The following is a 15,316-nucleotide window of genomic DNA, read 5'->3' as shown; positions in this document are numbered from 1 at the left end:
TCGCGTCTCTCGTGTCCACATCGTTAATGTGAATCACGAACCAGAGACCAAGGAAACTAAATTCTCAAACGGACTCTAATCACATTGGGAGAACCCTGCCGATTTTACTGCGGCAGGGATATCTTCTTCGCAGCAAATCACACGACACCGAGCATATGGATCAGTCCGAGGCTGATGATGCCGAGCGCCAGCAGCGAGAGAACCGCCGTCAGCGTTACCCGCCCGCCAGCCTGTGCGACCGAGCGCACATCGACACCAAGACCAAGCGCCGCCATCGAAATGATGGTCAGGAGCGTCGACGCATATTGAATGCCGGGAAGGAGCGCTTCCGGAATGAGACGCAACGAGTGCAGCGCCATCATTCCAAGAAAGCCAATGATGAACCACGGCACCAGTTGGAAAAAGCCAGGCTTTGCATCCGCGTTTTTATTACCGGCAAGAACCGCCAGCGCCAGAATGACCGGACCGAGCATCAGCACGCGCACCAGCTTGACCAGCGTGCCCAACTGCACACTGATGGCGGCGACCGGAGCCGTCGCGGCCAGCACCTGCGGCACAGCATAGACCGTCAGGCCTGCAAGCACGCCATATTGCGTATGCGACAGGCCGAGAAGCGGCACCAGCAATGGCAGGCACAGCACGACAACCACGCCGAGGATCGCCGTGAACGCGATGGAGGCGGCAACATCTTCGCTTTCGGCCCCGATGACCGGGGCCGTCGCCGCTATGGCCGAGTTACCGCAAATCGAGTTGCCGCAAGCCACCAGCACCGCCATGCGATGCGGCAGCTTGAGCAGCCGCCCGATACCGTAGCTCAATCCAATCGCAAGAATGACCACGCAGGCGATGCCAAGTATAAGGCCCGAACCTGCCGCGATCACTGCGCTGACACTGATCGAAGCGCCGAGAAGCACCACGGCGATTTCCAGAATCATCTTTGCCGAGAAGCTGATGCCCTTGCTGAACTGTTTGCCCGGACGCAGGAAAGTCCGCACCGCCGTGCCAAGCAGAATGGCAATCACCAGCGCTTCCAGCCATGCTCTGCCCGCATAATGCACTTCGATCTTCTCGAGACCGATCGCCATCGCGGCGACACCGACGCTGAGCGCAAGTCCGGGCAGAATGTTCTGGATTTTTGAGTATGTCATTATCGGCATTTCATATCGAATGAGAATTTCATTCCGATCTGATGCCTTATTTCCCCTGTTCAATCCATTTCATTATATGGCATACTTCATTCGATAAAATCGAACGAATAACGCTATGACCCTGGAACAACTGCGTATTTTCATTGAAGTGGCGGAGCGGGAACATCTGACCCGCGCCTCCGAGGCTCTACATCTGACGCCCTCGGCCGTCAGCTCGGCAATCCGCACCCTCGAAGAGCGCTATGGTGCAACATTATTCAACCGCATCGGACGTCGTATCGAACTGACCGGAGACGGACGGCTGTTTCTGGATGAAGCACGCGCAACGCTGGCGCGCGCGCGTTCTGCCGAACGTATGCTGTCTGAATTCGGTGGCGGCAAGCGTGGCTTTCTCTCCATCCATGCCAGTCAGACCATCGCAAGCTATTGGTTGCCGCCCTTTCTGGCACAGTTTCACAGCATCTTTCCGCTTGTCGAAGTGCGGCTGACCGTGGGAAATACGGAAAGCGTGACTGCGGCAACGCAGGAAGGCGCAGCCGATATCGGCCTCGCGGAAGGCTCCGTGCACGCGTCAGCGCTCTCCATAAGCAAGGTGGCGACGGATCAGCTTATTCTGGTCACGCGCCCTGACCACGCATGGAGTGGAGCGGGACGTCTCTCGTGGGACCGGCTGTTTGAAGGAAAATGGATATTGCGCGAACAGGGGTCTGGAACGCGCAGTGTCTTTGAAGATGCCATGCGCGCTAACGGTTATACCCCCGCGAGGTTGAACGTGGCGCTGGAACTGCCCTCCAACGAGGCCATTTGTTCGGCCGTGCGTTCCGGCGATTACGTCACCGCCATATCGGAACTGGTCGCTGCCCCGCATCTTGCCGCAGGAACGCTCGTCAAAGCAGACTTCATCCTGCCGCATCGTCAGTTTCTTATTCTACTGCACAATGACCGCTACAGAACAAAAGCGCTTCAAGCCTTTGTCAACTTACTAATTCCATAAAAAGAGCAGCCAAAGCAGTGCAACCCACCGGGCTTATCAAAGATTAACTTAAAAACAAAAATAATAAACTGACAAAAATCATAAGCAATATAACGGCCATTTGGACAAGTTTTACTTTTGAAAACAATGCAATAACAATAAGAATAAAAACAAAAAATAATTCTATATAATTAGTAAAATTATTTCTTACATCAAAATTGTGAATTACAAAATTATTCATGTATGATATCATGAATATGAAAAATAGCCACAATCTTCTCGAAAAGAAATAATCATAATACCCGTCATAATCGTCTATGTTCTCCGGTGTAATGGTTACACATATAAAATACAAAAAAGCTATATTTAAAACCTGAAGAAAATAGAATATACCATCATCTAAATAGTTCGCTCCATCTTCGAGAATTTCCCACCAATATGATGCAACATATATGAATATAAAAATAAGCCAAGCCGTATGGATAGCCGACAGACGCTGCTTTGTTGGATGCTGAATAAATCCCGCAGCGAAAGCGAGAAGTCGAGACATACACAATCCGACACCAAATCCGCTTATAATACGGATGTGAAAAAAAACGTCGGCAGTGCTTAGACCTTTTTCGGAAATAAGCAACGTAAAATCCCAATATTAATATATAAAAACAATAAATAATATATAATACAGATTTACTTAATCATATTTTCTGTTGGGAAGCAAGTCGAAGCCAAGCCGTTCTTTGCCTGCCACATACCGATGGAGCGGCGCGTCTTGAAGCCCGGCAGCCCGTCCGGCTTTCCAACGTCATAGCCTTGTGCCTGCAAGCGCTTCTGCATCGCCCCGATATCCGAGCGATATATCGTCCCGACATTGCCCCATGACTGCTGGAAATCGCCTGCACCATAGGCGATGCGGTCGCCGACATGGCCTATGAAGAGCGCATAGAGATCGCTCATATTATAGTCCTTGAGCACGTAGAAATTCGGGCTTACGATGAAGGCCGGGCCAAAACGACCGGCGGGCATGAGCAGAAAACCTTCGCCCTTCATTTCGCTGGCTGGAAAAGCCTTGCCATTGACGCGGGTGATGCCAAGCCTGGCCCATTCGGCAATCGGCTTGCCCTGATCCGGGCCTTCCAGCGAGCAGGACACGCTCTGCGGTACATTGACCTCAAAGCCCCAGTCGCGCCCCTTCTGCCAGCCGTGCAGCTTCAGATAATTGGCGATGGAAGCCAGCGTATCTGGCACGGAATTCCAGATATCGCGCTTGCCATCGCCGTCGAAATCGACGGCATGTTTGAGATAGGAAGTCGGCATGAATTGCGGTTGGCCGAGCGCGCCAGCCCATGAGCTTTTCATGGCGCTTTCGTCGATATAGCCTTTGGACGCAATTTCGAGCGCCGCGATCAGTTCCTTGCGGAACATGTCCTTGCGCGTCGCCATAAAGGCCTTCGTGCCCAGAACTTCAAACACATTATAGGGAATCTTGACCGTGCCGAAGCCCGATTCACGGCCCCATATCGCAACAATGATCGGGCCCGGAACGCCGTATTTCTGCTCGATGCGTTTCAGAAGACTGGAATACTGGCTGTAACGCGCCTGACCACCGCTTGTGACCGAGGCCATGGTCTTGGCATTGAAATACTTGCCCGGCGCGCCGAACTCAGCCTGTTTCTGCTCTTTGGGCGTCGACGGCTTTTCCCCGGGGATGACCAGATCCGGCAATTTCCAATTGATGGCCACACCGGCAAAGGCCTGATCGAAGGTAGCGCGCGAAACACCCGCCGCCTTGGCCTCAGGCCAGAGATCTTGCTCGATCCAGTTGCGATACTGGCTTTCGACCTGCGCCTTGGAGGGCGCTGCGACGGCAGGAGAAACAGCAAGAATGACGACAAGCCCCAGAGCAGTTTTCAAAGCATGCTTCCAACGGCTTGCTGCCATCATGTTTCTCCTGAATAACTAAAGGGTGGTTCTCGCTCGCAAGGCGGCAGCCAGCGTGCCCTCATCCAGATAATCGAGTTCGCCGCCCACCGGGACGCCATGAGCGAGCCGTGTGACGCGAACCTCGAAATTCGCCAATTGATCGGTAATGTAATGCGCGGTGGTCTGGCCTTCGACAGTCGCATTGACTGCGAGAATCACTTCTTTGATTTCGCCGGTCGCGACACGTTCCACCAGCCCCTTGATATTGAGGTCGTCAGGACCGATGCCGTCGAGCGGCGACAGGCGACCGCCCAGGACATGATAACGGACATTCATCGTGCCCGCCCGTTCCAGCGCCCAAAGATCGGACACGTCTTCCACCACGATCAGCGTGGTGGGGTCGCGGCGCTCGTCCGTGCAGATGGTGCAGGGATCGGACGTGTCGACATTGCCGCAGCACGAACAAATGCGCACCTTTTCGGCAGCTTCCTGCATGGCGCCGCCCAGCGGCACCAGAAGCGCTTCCTTCTTCTTGATGAGATGCAGCGCCGCACGGCGCGCCGAACGCGGCCCCAGACCCGGTACACGGGCCAGAAGCTGGATCAGTCGTTCGATTTCGGGACCGGCGATTCGTTTGGACATTTTTTGTAAGGGAGTAAGGGAATAGGGGAATAAGTGAGTAGGGGACGAGAATGAGGGATATGCGACATGGCGGCAACCAGCCGGCCAAACATACTCCCCTATTCCCTTATTCCCCTACTCCCTTAAAACGGCAGCTTGAAACCCGGAGGAATCGGAAGACCCGCCGTCAGCGACTGCGTCTTTTCGGCCATTACGGCTTCAAGCTTTGCCTTGGCATCGTTGTGGGCCGCGATGATCAGGTCTTCGAGGATTTCGACCTCGTCTTCCTTGGCCAGCGACGGATCGATCTTCAGCGCCGACAAGGAGCCCTTGCCGGACAGGGTGATCGTCACCAGACCGCCACCGGAAGAGGCCGTGGCTTCCAGATTGGCGATTTCGTCCTGCATGGCCTTCATCTTGGCCTGCAATTCCTTCGCCTGCTTCATCATGCCCATCATGTCACGCATGGGTTTACTCCATAGTCTTCAATAATTCAGTCGTCTTCAGACGGCACACCGGGCACGTCAGCAACGGCGTCGAGGTCAATGTCCTCGTCATCGTTCTGTTCCGCCACGGCAATGCGCACGTCGGTGATTTTCGCGCCCGGAAAGGCCGCGAGAATGGCTGCCACATCCGGATCGGCGCGGGCATCGGTGACAAGATTGTCGCGACGCTCCGTTTCCGCTTCGGCAACCGTCTGGCTCGCGACGTCACGCGCCACCGTCACCACCCAGCGAATGCCGGTCCAGTTCAAAAGATGCTGCGCGATCTCGCTCGGCAGCGATTTCGGCGCATCGTCGGTCAGGCCGATTTCAAGTCGTCCCGGCGCGATGGAGGCCAGACGCACGCAGTTCTTGACCAGAATCTTGAACTGCATGTTGCGATGCTTGTCGGCCATCGCAACAATGTCGTTCAGGCTGTTGACCGGCACGGAAGGCTGCGCTGCACTCTCGGCGACCGGCTGCGGAGCAGGCGGCTGAACCGGTTGTGGAGCCGTTTCCACGATACGCATGGCCGTGGCCGGGCCGCCCGAGGCGGATGCCATCGAGGCCGAACCGACGGCATCGGCCGCGAAACGTGCTTCCGGCGCGCCGTTGCCATTGGAGCGAGGATTGCCCGAAGGTTGCGGACGCGGAGCAGAAACAGAACCGTTTTCAAGGCCGCGCAGGGCTTCGTCCAGCGTCGGCAGATCGGCAGCATGCGCCAGACGGATCAGCAACATTTCGGCAGCCTGCACCGGCCTTGTCGCCGTATCCACTTCCGCAATGCCCTTGAGTAGCATCTGCCAGGTGCGCGACAGCACGCGCACGGACAGCTTTTGCGCAAAATCGCGACCGCGCACGCGTTCATCTTCCGACAGCGACACATCTTCCGCCACATCGGGCGTGAAGCGCAGTCGTGTTACCAGATGATTGAAATCGGCCAGATCAGTTAGCACCACCGAGGGATCGGCACCCACATCATATTGGGCGCGAAACTCGGTGAGAGCGCCAGCCACATCGCCGCGCATCAGCATTTCGAACAGGTCGATAATGCGGGCGCGGTCGGCAAGCCCCAGCATGGAACGCACGGCTTCCGCACTGACCTGACCGGCACCATGCGCGATGGCCTGATCGAAGATCGACAGCGAATCGCGGGCGGAACCTTCACCGGCTCGCGCAATCATGGCGAGCGACGCATCATCGACTTCGATCTGCTCGGCCTCCGCAATGCGGCGCAAATGCTGCGCCAGCGTGCCCGATTCGATGCGGCGCAGGTCGAAGCGCTGGCAGCGCGACAGAACCGTGATCGGCACCTTGCGGATTTCGGTGGTGGCGAAGATGAATTTCACATGCGGCGGCGGTTCTTCCAGCGTCTTCAACAGACCATTGAAGGCCTGATTAGAGAGCATGTGCACTTCGTCGATGATGTAGACTTTGTAGCGCGCTGAAACCGGGCGATAGCGCACCTGCTCGATGATCTCGCGAATATCGTCGATGCCGGTATGCGAGGCAGCGTCCATCTCGATCACATCGACATGGCGGCCTTCCATGATTGCCTGACAATGCTCGCCGGGCACGGAAAGGTCGATGGTCGGCTGATCGACAGTATCGGTCTTGTAATTGAGCGCCCGCGCCAGAATGCGCGCCGTCGTCGTTTTGCCAACGCCGCGAACGCCGGTCAGCATCCAGGCCTGCGCGATGCGACCGGTCTCGAACGCATTTTTGAGCGTGCGTACCATCGGCTCCTGGCCGACGAGATCGTTGAAATTCTGCGGACGATATTTGCGGGCGAGAACGCGATAGGCCCCATCGGCAGCAATGCCAGCGGATTTCGTATCCATGGCGACCCTTCCGTTCTTCCTGTTACGCTTTTTTCTCGACCGACAGTTTGGACCGGACGCATGAGCAAGGTCAACAACGGACACTGTTCATCAACAGCCGCCAGATAGCCAAGAAAAGTGGCGAATGAGAAAAAGGTGGGAGGCTGGCACGGCGACCCGTGCCTGGCTCGTTAGGGCTGCTTCCTTCCGGACCTGACCCGGTTGGCGAGTGGCTCGTCCACCACCAACCTCCCACGCTGCATATCGTCAATCGCAGCGCAAAAAGCAAGCGCAGAACGAAAAAAACTGGTAAGTGTCTGAAGCAAAAAGCGGCAGGCCGAGGCGAAAATGGTGATTTCGAGAACCGGAGCGCAGCGTACATAGAAGTACGTGAGCACCGGAAGCGCAGAAATTGCCATTTGCAGCCCGGCATGGCGCTTTTGGATCAGACACGTAGAATCAGCTTATGACACAGTATGAACTCGATAAGCGGCTTGATGCCGACACTTTTTCCGTCGCCGTGCTCGGCCTTTGCGAGTTGCGGCTGATGAATGACCGCCGCTGGCCGTGGCTTATCCTCGTGCCGCGCAGGGCCGATCTTTCAGAAATTCACGATCTGACGCCGCTCGACCAGACGATTCTCACCTTCGAGGCCGGATTGGTAGCGCAGGCGCTGAAAACCGTGACCGAGTGCCAGAAAATCAACACCGGAGCCCTCGGCAATATCGTGCGCCAACTTCATCTCCATGTGATTGCCCGCAACGAGGGCGATGCGGGATGGCCCGGCCCCGTCTGGGGTCATGGCACACGTGAAACCTATGACGAAAAAGACGCCCGCAAGCTAATCGCCGACATTCGCGCGGCGCTGTAATTTTCCCAACAACAGCAATTCGAGAGCATCATGGCTTTCCGCCTCTACGATCTGCCGGAAATAGAACCGAGCCGTTTTGTCGGCTTTGGTGGCAACCGCATCGACCGCCAGTCCGAAAAACGTCAGGACGATTCGGCCTTCACCGCGCTGGAACTGCCGGAAACGCGCGTCATGCTTTTGGGCGGCAACAAGCTTCTGCTCGATTACACCTATGAAAAGACGCCGCGGGCGCTGTTCCGCTTCAGCGAAGCGAGGGACTTTGCACCCGATCTGCATGAGCCGGTGTTTCTGGGGTTGCAGGATGGCACGCCGCTCGTCGCCCTGATGGCCCCCATCGATCCCGAGGCGCTGGAAGTACCGTTTCGGGCGCAGGACTATCGCAGCATCTATATGGAAGGGCTGGTTTCAGCCGATCTGCTGGGCGCGCTGGCGCAAGCAGCGGCACTAACTGCCTGGCACAACAATCACCGTTTCTGCGGGCGTTGTGGCACAAAGACCGAAATGCGCGCCGGTGGTGCCAAGCGTCAATGTCCAAATTGCAGCGCCGAGCATTTCCCGCGCACCGATCCGGTGGCGATCATGCTGCCGGTGCGCGGTGACAAATGCATTCTCGCGCGCAGCCCGCATTTTGCTGCCGGTTCCTATTCCTGCCTTGCTGGTTTCATCGAACATGGCGAGACGATTGAAGCAGCGGTTCGTCGTGAAAGCCTTGAGGAAATGGGGCTCGCCATTGGTCGCGTCGGATATCACGCCAGCCAGCCCTGGCCGTTTCCCTATTCGCTGATGATCGGCTGCCATGCCGAAGTGCTGTCGGACGACTTCACCATCGACCGCTCGGAACTGGAAGACGGACGCTGGTTCGGCAAGGATGAAGTCCGCACCATGCTGGCGGGCACCCATGAAAATGGGCTGCGAGTGCCACCATCCGGCGCCATCGCAACCCATCTGATCAAGGCATGGGCGGAAAACTGATTCTGCCCGATATTTTCGTGAATTATTCCGCGGCGAGCAACTGCGTGCCGCGAATGTCGCTGCCCCGATAGACGCCGAGAATACGTACTTCCTTGGAGAAGAATTCGAGCTCCTCCAAAGCGAGCTGTACATTGCGGTCTTCAGGGTGGCCCTCAATATCGGCATAGAACTGCGTGGCAATGAAACGCCCGCCGATCTGATAGCTTTCGAGCTTGGTCATGTTGACGCCGTTGGTGGCAAAGCCGCCCATCGCCTTGTAAAGCGCCGCCGGAACGTTGCGCACGCGAAAAACAAACGTCGTCATGATGCGTTCGCCGTTTTCCGGGCGTGGTGCCCATTGCTTTTCCTTGGAAAGAACCACGAAGCGGGTCACATTGTCTTCCGCGTCCTCGACATTTTCTTCCAGAATATCGAGGCCATAGAGATCGGCGGCCAGACGCGGCGCGAGCGCTGCCATCGAACGGTCCTGCATGTCGGCGACGAGACGGGCAGCGCCCGCCGTATCACCCGCGATGACCGGCTTCCAGCCGTTCTGGCGGATGACCTTGCGGCACTGGCCGAGCGCGTGAATATGGCTGTGAACCGTCTTGATTTCCTCGCGCTTGACGCCCGGAAGCACCATCAACTGAAAATGGATCGGCAGGAAATATTCACCCACAATGTGCATGTCGGCCAGCGGCAGCAAATAATGAATATCCGCAACGCGACCAGCCAGCGTATTCTCGATCGGGATCATCGCCAGATCGGCAGCACCGGTCTCGACCGCGTTGAAAGCATCTTCAAAAGTCGGACACGGCAAAGGCTCCATACCGGGAAACATGTTGCGCGACGCCGTATCGGAATTGGCACCCGCTTCACCCTGAAAAGAAATCCGGTTGGTTTTCATCGTCGTCGTACTTTCTCAAACGCCCCTCACTCGCGGGGCTTTCCTGGTTGTTGACCTTGTCAAAGACCCTTTGCGACAAGAAGTCGGGCGCGGTCAAGGTCGGCGGGCGTATCGACGCCCAGCGGCACCGTTTTCACCACTTCGACATCGATGCGCATGCTGGCTTCCAAAGCGCGCAATTGCTCAAGCTTTTCGCGCTTTTCCAGCGGCGACGGCCCGAGTTTCACGAATTTCTCCAGCGCTGAACGGCGATAGGCATAAAGACCGATATGATGATAAAGCGGGCCTTCGCCATAAGGCGCCGTGGCGCGGGTGAAATAGAGCGCGCGCAGACGCGAACTGCCCGCCAGCGGCGAGCCGACGATCTTCACCACGCTCGGATTGGTCTTTTCCGATTCTTCCTCAATCTCGACGCCAAGCGTCGCAATATCTGCCGGGCCGTCTTCGAGCGGCAGCAGAGCGCGGCGGATTATGTCGGGATCTATGGTCGGCAAATCACCCTGCACATTGACCACGGCATCGAACTCGCCAGCCGGATCGAGCTTCAAAAGCGCTTCATAGATGCGGTCCGAACCCGATTCGTGATCGGTGCGGGTCATGACGGCTTCGTGGCCATGCGCAGTGACGGCGGCAAAAATTTCCTCGCTATCGGTCGCAACGACGGCGCGCCCAAGTTTGGCGGCGGCGGCTCTGTCGGCCACATGCACGATCATCGGCTTCCCGCAAATATCGGCCAGCGGCTTGTTCGGCAGGCGCGTGGCGGCCAGTCTTGCCGGAATAAGAGTGAGGGTCTTTAGGGTCTGAAGCATGGTCGCCTCTTGTTGTCTCGTCGGATCGTGGCCGTCTTTCGAGGAGTTTTATCCGCACTGTAAATGCTGCAAAAGTGTCAAAAAGTCACGGGTCTGGTTACCCTTATAGGTGTTGCATCGCCCTGGTAAAAGACCTAGTTTCCGCCCGATGCCGCGGAGAGAATTGCAACCTCATATGAGGTGCGCATGTCGGCTGAGGAGAGCGTTCTCGGGGAGAGCGTTTTGGTAGAGGGAGCGCTGACCGGCGATGAATTCAACCCGGACTAACAAGTTTATCATGGCTTTTCTGGCAACGGTTTTCGTTGTCATGACGACGGGCATCCTGTCCGATGCGCTGTTTCATTCGCCGGCACCGGAAAAGCCCGGCTTTATAATCGAAGCGGCGGAAGCGTCGACCGGTGAAGGGGGAGCTGCACCGGCCAAGGAAGAAGTTTCCATCGCAACATTGCTGCAATCCGCCGATCCGGCGCGCGGCGAAGCAGTCTTCAAGCGCTGTGCTGCCTGCCACACCGGCGAAAAGGGCGGCGCAAACAAGGTCGGCCCGCATCTGTGGGATGTCGTGAACCGTCCGGCGGCTTCCGTTGAAGGTTTTGGCTATTCGTCCGCCATGAAGGAATTCGGCGCAGGCGGCAACAAGTGGGACTTCGAGCATCTCAACAAGTTCCTGACATCGCCAAAGGGCTTCATCAAGGGCACGGCCATGGGCTTTGCGGGCGACAAGAAGGACAATGAGCGCGCCGATCTGATCGCCTATCTGCGCACGCTGTCCGACAACCCGGCTCCACTTCCAGCCGCTGATGCCGCACCGGCAGGCGGCGATGCCAAGCCTGCGGATGCAGCGCCTGCACCGGAAGGCGAAAAGCCAGCCGCACCGGCGAACTAATAGCGCAAGAATGATCGAAAAGCCCGGTTTTAACCGGGCTTTTTCATTTGGACGATGAAATTTATTGTCCCGCTGCCTTTCTTCCTCCGCAAAAACCCATAAGACTCATACAGATGATCCGAAGCAGAAACGGAGAGACTGGATGAAAGCGTTTTGGGCGGGTGCATTTGCGGTTGCCATGCTTGCAAGCACAATGTCGTTAAGCCATGCGAGCGACGTGGAACCCCAATGGCGCAGTTCTTCCAGCCTGCTCGGCGAGCCCAAATATCCGGCTGATTTCAAGCATTACGACTACGTAAACCCGCAAGCGCCGAAGGGCGGCACGCTCAATCAGGTGGCCGTCGGCACATTCGACAGTCTCAACCCGTTCGTCGTGCAGGGCGTCGCCGCAGCGGGCCTGTCAGACTTCGGCGGCGGCATGCTCTACGATACGCTGATGACAGATTCGCTCGATCAGGGATCGACACAATATCCGCTGATCGCCGAAGCGCTTCAGTACCCGGATGATTATTCCTGGGTGAAGTTCAAGCTCAACCCGAACGCCAAATGGCATGACGGCAAGCCGATCACCGTGGAAGACGTGATCTGGTCCTTCAATGTGCTGAAAAAGCAGTCGCCACTTTACAACAAATATTATGGCGACGTGGAAAGCGCGGAAAAGACCGGCGACCACGAGGTGAAGTTCAACTTCAGCCAAAAGGGCAATCGCGAATTGCCGCAAATCATGGGCCAGCTTGCCGTGCTGCCGCAGCATTGGTGGGAGGGCAAGGACGCGCAGGGCAAACAGCGCGATATCAGCCGCCCGACGCTGGAAATTCCGCTGGGTTCCTCTGCCTACAAGATCGACCGCGTTGCGCCGGGACGCTCCATCACCTGGGCGCGCGTTGATGATTACTGGGGCAAAGACCTGGCCGTGAATGTCGGTCGCAACAATTTCGACCGCGTCGTCTACGAGTATTACTTCAACGAAGATGCAACCTGGGAAGCCTTCAAGAAGGGCGGCCAGTATGATTATCGTAACGAAAACCGCGCCCAGCGCTGGGCGGAACAGTATAATTTTCCGGCAGTCGAGCGCGGTGACGTCGTCAAGAAGTCCTTCCCGTATAATGCCGTCGGCCGCATGCAGGGCTATTTCCTGAATACGCGGCGCGACAAGTTCAAGGACCCGAAAGTTCGTCAAGCGCTGACCTATGCTTTCGACTTCGAATCCATGAACCGCATGCTGTTTTTCAATCAGTATAACCGCATCAACAGCTATTTCGCTGGCAATGAATTGCAGCTGAGCGGCCCGCCGACCCCGGCGGAGCAGGCCATTCTCGAAACGGTCAAGGATGCGCTCCCCGCAGATGCACTGAGCAAGGAATTCAAGCTGCCTGTTTACGACACGCCGCAGGCCACCCGCGATAATCTGCGAACGGCTCTGAAGCTGTTTGCGGAAGCGGGTTGGAAATTGCAGGGCAACAAGCTGGTCGATGCGAATGGCAATCCGTTCACCATCGAATTTCTCGGCAAGGATCCGACCGACGAGCGCATCTACAATCCGTTTGCGGCGAGCCTGCGCAAGATCGGGATCAATGCCACGGTGCGTATCGTCGATACCGCCCAATATCAGGGGCGGGTCAATGATTTCGACTATGATATCATCACCTCGGTCATCGCGCAGACCGCCTCGCCCGGCAATGAGCAGCGCGACATGTGGGGCTCGAAGGCCGCAGATTTCAAAGGCAGCCGCAATTATGCCGGTATCAAAAACCCGGCCATCGACACGCTGATCGACCGCGTGATCTATGCCAAGGATCGCGAGGAACTGGTGGCCGCAAGCCATGCGCTCGACCGGGCGCTGTTGTGGAATTATTACGTGATCCCGCAATGGTATTCCGACCACATCAATGTGGCCTATTGGAACAAGTTCGGCATGCCGGAAAAGCAGCCGGATTATCTGGGCATCGATCCATTCTCATGGTGGGTCGATCCCGCGAAGGAAGCCAAACTGAAGACCGGCAGCGAATAGGGACAAGCGGAGAATGACGATGCTTCGCATGAACCGCCGCCATTTTCTGGGTGTTTCGGGCAGTGCCGCAATCGCGGCCTGCCTGCCGGGTCAGGCTGTCATTGCCAACGCCTATGCGGAGGTGCCGACCGGCAAGTCCCTGCATGGCCTGTCCGCCTTTGGCGAGCTGAAATATGGCAGCGATTTCACCCATTTCGATTACACCAGTCCAGACGCGCCGAAAGGCGGCACGTTCAGGTTTGCGCCAGCAAGCTGGACCTGGAACCAGAACACGCAGACCTTCAACACGCTCAGCACCTTTACCTTCAAAGGCGACGCGCCGCCGCGCATGGAGCTGACCTATGACAGCCTGATGGTCCCGGCGCTCGATGAACCGGATTCCGTCTACGGACTTCTCGCTGAAAGCGTCACGCTGTCGAAAGATCGTCGGGCCTGCACCTTCAAGCTGTGCAAGGAAGCGCGGTTCCATGACGGATCACCGATCACGGCGAAAGACGTGCTGTTCACCTATACGGTGCTGAAGGAAAAGGGCCACCCGCTCATACGTCAGTCGCTCGCCGGGCTGGAAAAGGTGGAACTGACGGGCAAGAACGATATTCGCATGCGTTTTGCGACGGATCGCGGCCCCAACGCCATCCTTGACGCCGTGGTGCTGCCGATCCTGTCGGAGACCTGGTTCAAGGATCGCGATTTCGAAGCGACCACGATGGAACCGGTGCTCGGTTCGGGCGCTTACAAGGTGGGGAATTTCACCGCCGGTCAATTCATTGAATATGATCGTGTCGAAGACTACTGGGCCAGGGATTTGCCAGTGCGGCGCGGCTCCAGCCATTTCGACCGCATCCACATCGAGTTCTTCCGCGACCGGCAGCCGGAATTCGAAGCCTTCAAGAAAGGCGATATCGATTTCCGTTCGGAAAGCGTGTCCAAGAACTGGGCTACCGGCTACGACTTCCCGGCCATTCAGGAAAAGAAAATCATCAAGCGCACCTTCCCGAAAGAGAAGAGCCCGCTGATGCAGGCCTGGGCGCTGAACCAGCGTCGCGAGCGTTTCCGCGACCCGCGCGTGCGGGAGGCAATCAGCCTCTGTTTTGATTTCGAGTGGACCAATAAGAACCTCTTCTTCGACACCTATGAGCGCTCGCAATCGAGTTTCAACGGGTCGGATTTTCAGGCCAGGGGCCTTCCCACCCCGGATGAGTTGAAAGTGCTGGAACGCTATCGCGGCAAGCTTCCCGATGCCGTGTTCGGCGAGGCCGTCACCCTGCCGGTTTCGGATGGAACAGGGCGGGACCGCGCGCAATTCGGCAAAGCCGTCAAACTGATGGAAGAAGCCGGTTTCGAGCGGCGCAACGGGCAGTTTCACGACAAGGACGGCGCGAAATTCGCGCTGGAAATTCTCAGCGATTCGGAAGCCTTCACGCGCGTCTACAATCCGTTCATCCAGAAACTGCGGGCCATCGGTATCGATGCCAATTTGCGGCTGGTGGATGCCAGCCAATATCAGGCACGGATGCAGGATTTCCAGTTCGACATGGTGGGCATTGCAATGCTGTTTGGCGCGACGCCGACGTCAGAATCGCTTTCCAGCATGTTTGGTTCGCAAGCGGCCAAGACGCCCGGAAGCTATAATCTGCCCGGCACTGCCGACCCGGTGATCGACGCCCTGATCGACGATGCCGGAAAGGTTACGACCCGCGACGATCTTGTCGCGACCATCAGAGTGCTGGATCGGTACTTGCGTATCCGGCGCGACTGGATTCCAAATTGGACAACAGCGAATCATCTCGTCGCCTATTGGGACCGGTTCGGTTTCAAGGAACCGAAGCCCGATTACGGCTTTCCGGTCGAGACGCTGTGGTGGATTGAAGAAGAAAAGGCAAAAGTTGTTGGTAAGCCATAAGAGAAACACGGATCTAA

At 56.9% G+C, this 15,316-nt stretch carries 13 protein-coding genes and 1 other RNA gene; 6 read left to right on the top strand and 8 right to left on the bottom strand.

The window, feature by feature from the left end; genetic code table 11:
• Positions 1–137 precede the first annotated feature (137 nt).
• Entirely contained in the window at positions 138–1,157 is a 1,020-nt protein-coding gene (locus FIC94_RS19450) for a YeiH family protein (protein WP_180918061.1), read from the bottom strand.
• A 106-nt stretch (positions 1,158–1,263) separates the two neighbouring features.
• Between FIC94_RS19450 and FIC94_RS19445 the strand changes: the two genes are divergently transcribed.
• The gene (locus tag FIC94_RS19445) at positions 1,264–2,142 is read left to right on the top strand and encodes a LysR family transcriptional regulator (RefSeq protein WP_140026104.1); all 879 of its coding nucleotides are present in this window, start codon (positions 1,264–1,266) and stop codon (positions 2,140–2,142) included.
• A 666-nt stretch (positions 2,143–2,808) separates the two neighbouring features.
• Here FIC94_RS19445 and FIC94_RS19435 read toward each other — a convergent pair.
• From FIC94_RS19435 to ffs, 5 genes are all read right to left on the bottom strand, one after another.
• A complete protein-coding gene (locus FIC94_RS19435; protein ID WP_140026106.1) occupies positions 2,809–4,059 on the bottom strand; it encodes a lytic murein transglycosylase in 1,251 nt (416 codons plus the stop codon).
• A gap of 18 nt (positions 4,060–4,077) precedes the next feature.
• Positions 4,078–4,683 carry a recombination mediator RecR gene (gene recR / locus FIC94_RS19430; protein WP_078337776.1) on the bottom strand — a complete coding sequence of 202 codons (606 nt, stop codon included), beginning with the start codon at positions 4,681–4,683 and terminating at the stop codon, positions 4,078–4,080.
• A 122-nt stretch (positions 4,684–4,805) separates the two neighbouring features.
• Positions 4,806–5,129 carry a YbaB/EbfC family nucleoid-associated protein gene (locus FIC94_RS19425; RefSeq protein WP_140026103.1) on the bottom strand — a complete coding sequence of 108 codons (324 nt, stop codon included), beginning with the start codon at positions 5,127–5,129 and terminating at the stop codon, positions 4,806–4,808.
• Between the two features lie 26 nt (positions 5,130–5,155).
• Positions 5,156–6,985 (bottom strand): DNA polymerase III subunit gamma/tau, encoded by a 1,830-nt coding sequence (locus tag FIC94_RS19420; RefSeq protein ID WP_140026102.1) that lies wholly within the window; start codon positions 6,983–6,985, stop codon positions 5,156–5,158.
• A 135-nt stretch (positions 6,986–7,120) separates the two neighbouring features.
• An RNA gene (gene ffs / locus FIC94_RS19415) (signal recognition particle sRNA small type) lies at positions 7,121–7,217 on the bottom strand.
• A 213-nt stretch (positions 7,218–7,430) separates the two neighbouring features.
• Between ffs and FIC94_RS19410 the strand changes: the two genes are divergently transcribed.
• Both FIC94_RS19410 and nudC read left to right on the top strand, forming a co-directional pair.
• Positions 7,431–7,835, top strand: coding sequence for an HIT domain-containing protein (locus FIC94_RS19410; protein WP_140026101.1), 405 nt, complete (start codon positions 7,431–7,433; stop codon positions 7,833–7,835).
• Positions 7,836–7,865: 30 nt separating this feature from the next.
• Positions 7,866–8,807: an NAD(+) diphosphatase gene (gene nudC, locus FIC94_RS19405; RefSeq protein WP_140026100.1), complete on the top strand. Its 942-nt coding sequence runs from the start codon at positions 7,866–7,868 to the stop codon at positions 8,805–8,807.
• Positions 8,808–8,829: 22 nt separating this feature from the next.
• Here nudC and FIC94_RS19400 read toward each other — a convergent pair whose 3' ends face one another.
• Both FIC94_RS19400 and FIC94_RS19395 read right to left on the bottom strand, forming a co-directional pair.
• Positions 8,830–9,693 carry a prephenate dehydratase gene (locus FIC94_RS19400; RefSeq protein ID WP_109368066.1) on the bottom strand — a complete coding sequence of 288 codons (864 nt, stop codon included), beginning with the start codon at positions 9,691–9,693 and terminating at the stop codon, positions 8,830–8,832.
• A gap of 59 nt (positions 9,694–9,752) precedes the next feature.
• Positions 9,753–10,502 (bottom strand): 3-deoxy-manno-octulosonate cytidylyltransferase, encoded by a 750-nt coding sequence (locus FIC94_RS19395; RefSeq protein WP_140026099.1) that lies wholly within the window; start codon positions 10,500–10,502, stop codon positions 9,753–9,755.
• A 247-nt stretch (positions 10,503–10,749) separates the two neighbouring features.
• Between FIC94_RS19395 and FIC94_RS19390 the strand changes: the two genes are divergently transcribed.
• The 3 genes from FIC94_RS19390 to FIC94_RS19380 all read left to right on the top strand — a co-directional run bounded on the left by FIC94_RS19390 (position 10,750) and on the right by FIC94_RS19380 (position 15,299).
• Positions 10,750–11,385: a c-type cytochrome gene (locus tag FIC94_RS19390; RefSeq protein WP_140026098.1), complete on the top strand. Its 636-nt coding sequence runs from the start codon at positions 10,750–10,752 to the stop codon at positions 11,383–11,385.
• Between the two features lie 142 nt (positions 11,386–11,527).
• Entirely contained in the window at positions 11,528–13,396 is a 1,869-nt protein-coding gene (locus tag FIC94_RS19385) for an extracellular solute-binding protein (RefSeq protein ID WP_140026097.1), read from the top strand.
• Positions 13,397–13,409: 13 nt separating this feature from the next.
• Positions 13,410–15,299: an extracellular solute-binding protein gene (locus FIC94_RS19380; protein ID WP_140026096.1), complete on the top strand. Its 1,890-nt coding sequence runs from the start codon at positions 13,410–13,412 to the stop codon at positions 15,297–15,299.
• Positions 15,300–15,316: the final 17 nt, after the last annotated feature.

It is taken from the genome of Ochrobactrum teleogrylli, from assembly GCF_006376685.1.
GTDB lineage: Bacteria > Pseudomonadota > Alphaproteobacteria > Rhizobiales > Rhizobiaceae > Brucella > Brucella teleogrylli.
The sequence above is the reverse complement of the archived record's forward strand: the minus strand, read 5'-3'. Positions and strand labels throughout refer to the sequence as shown.